Annotated in this window: 2 protein-coding genes; both read right to left on the reverse strand. The window is 68.0% G+C overall.

Going from position 1 to position 1,871, the window contains the following annotated elements:
• Nucleotides 1-200: 200 nt before the first annotated feature.
• Nucleotides 201-917: a 3-oxoacyl-ACP reductase FabG gene (gene fabG / locus G3O06_RS48080; protein WP_205820414.1), complete on the reverse strand. Its 717-nt coding sequence runs from the start codon at nucleotides 915-917 to the stop codon at nucleotides 201-203.
• A 110-nt stretch (nucleotides 918-1,027) separates the two neighbouring features.
• The gene (locus G3O06_RS48085) at nucleotides 1,028-1,312 is read right to left on the reverse strand and encodes a phosphopantetheine-binding protein (protein ID WP_205820416.1); all 285 of its coding nucleotides are present in this window, start codon (nucleotides 1,310-1,312) and stop codon (nucleotides 1,028-1,030) included.
• Between the last annotated feature and the right edge of the window lie 559 nt (nucleotides 1,313-1,871).

Raw genomic sequence — 1,871 nt, forward strand, 5'->3', positions numbered from 1 at the left:
TGTGGCGTGCGCGATGCGGCCGGCCCGGCCGCCGTCTGCCCGCGCGCGACGGGCGCGGCGGAGGACGACAGGGAACACGGGCGCCGTTCGGCGTCGACTGGATACACGGACACTTCGATTTCCTCACTGTGCGGCGCAGGCCGCGCAACATCGCGGCTTGCGCCGCGTTGCGTTACGTCACGCCGACGCTGCGCGCCTCGTCATGCAAGCCCGCCGTTGACGGACAGCACCTGCCCCGTCACATAGGCCGCGGCGTCGGACACCAGGTACGCGACCATCGCCGCGACTTCGTCGGGCCGGCCCGCGCGCTGCGCGGGCACGAGCTGCTTGATGCGTTCGGCGGGAAACGCGTGTTCGGCCATCGGCGATTCGATGATGCCGGGCGCGACCGCATTCACGGTGATGCCGCGCGACGCGAGCTCCAGCGACAGCGACTTCGTCGCGCCGATCAGCCCCGCCTTCGCGGCCGCGTAGTTGACCTGCCCGCGATTGCCGGTCACGCCGGCCACCGACGCGATGTTGACGATCCGACCGCGTCGCGTGCGGATCATCGGCAACAACAGCGGCTGCGTGACGTTGAAGAAGCCGTTGAGCGTCACGTCGATCACGCTGTGCCACTGCCGGCGAGACATGCCGGCCATCGGCGCGTCGTCGTGAATGCCCGCGTTGTTGACGAGGATCTGCACCGGCGCATCGTCGATGAACGGCTTCAGCGCGGCGAGCGTCGCATCGCCATCGGTCGCGTCGAACGCGATCGCGTGCGCGGTGCCGCCGGCCGCGACGATCTGCTGCGCGACTGCCTCCGCCTGCGCGAGATGGCGGTTCGCATGCACCCACACTTCATGGCCGGCCTGCGCGAGCGCCGTGCAGATCGCCTGCCCGAGTGCGCCGCTGCCGCCCGTCACGAGCGCCCGCATCGAATTGCTCCGTTCATCGCGTTCCACCTCGATCGACGCGGCCGCGTATCGTCTGCCGATCGCTGCCGCGTGCCGTCATCATCTGCGCGCCGCGCCCGTGCGCGACGCGCTCACTTCGTGCGGTGCGCGGCGACGTACGCAGCCAGTGCACCGAGCGTCGCAAAGATCTTCTGGTTGTCCGGATTGTCCGAACGCAGCTCGAAGCCGTATTTCTTCGAGATCAGCAGTGCGATTTCCAGGATGTCGATGGAGTCGAGCCCGAAACCCTCGCCATACAGCGGGGTTTCGGCCGTCACTGTTTCGAGCGGGACGTCTTCGAGATTCAGTTCGCCGATGATCAGCGCGGCGAGCTCTTGTTCCAGTGCGTTCATCATGCGTGCGGGCAGGCGGTCCATGGCAGCGGAAGGCGCCCGGAAACGGCTATCGCCATGCACGCCCGGCGCGTGCGAATCTCCGTCCCTCCGGCGTCTGCCGGCTTCCCCGCCTGCGTTATTTGGGGATCGTTTGTAAAAGTTACGCGGATTCTAGACGAACGGGTATCGGGCCGTATACCGCCATTGGTTACAGACTGGCGAGCCGGCGCCGCGGCCCGTTTCGGGACCCGAATGCACCAGACGCTTGAGCCGCTTCGGATGGAAATGGACCGACCCCGCGAAACCGTTCGTCCGACGCCATACAATCGGTTACAAAACCCGTTCACGCCCGCCCCGAACACGCGCTGCCGCGGCCCTAAAATGAGCGTGCCCGACCACCGGCCCGGACCCGCGTCCCGGCCGCCATTCATATGATGTTTGACGGCCCGACCACCGCGTCCGGCCACGATCTTCCCGATGTCGCCAGTCATGCCGCGCCCGTCCTTCCGCTCCGTTCCGGTTCGCCCGTCCGTCCGCTGCCGCCCGGCCGCCGGTGACGGGTATCGACGCCGCGCTCGCGGAGGCCGTCGATGAGCCGGCT

This window comes from Burkholderia sp. Ac-20345 (genome assembly GCF_017104825.1).
Lineage (GTDB): Bacteria > Pseudomonadota > Gammaproteobacteria > Burkholderiales > Burkholderiaceae > Burkholderia > Burkholderia lata_B.

What these genes read in the sequence shown, in the direction of transcription:
- fabG (WP_205820414.1), bottom strand. Translation starts at nt 917, where the DNA reads ATGCGGGCGCTCGTGACGGGCGGCAGCGGCGCACTCGGGCAGGCGATC.
- G3O06_RS48085 (WP_205820416.1), bottom strand. Translation starts at nt 1,312, where the DNA reads ATGGACCGCCTGCCCGCACGCATGATGAACGCACTGGAACAAGAGCTC.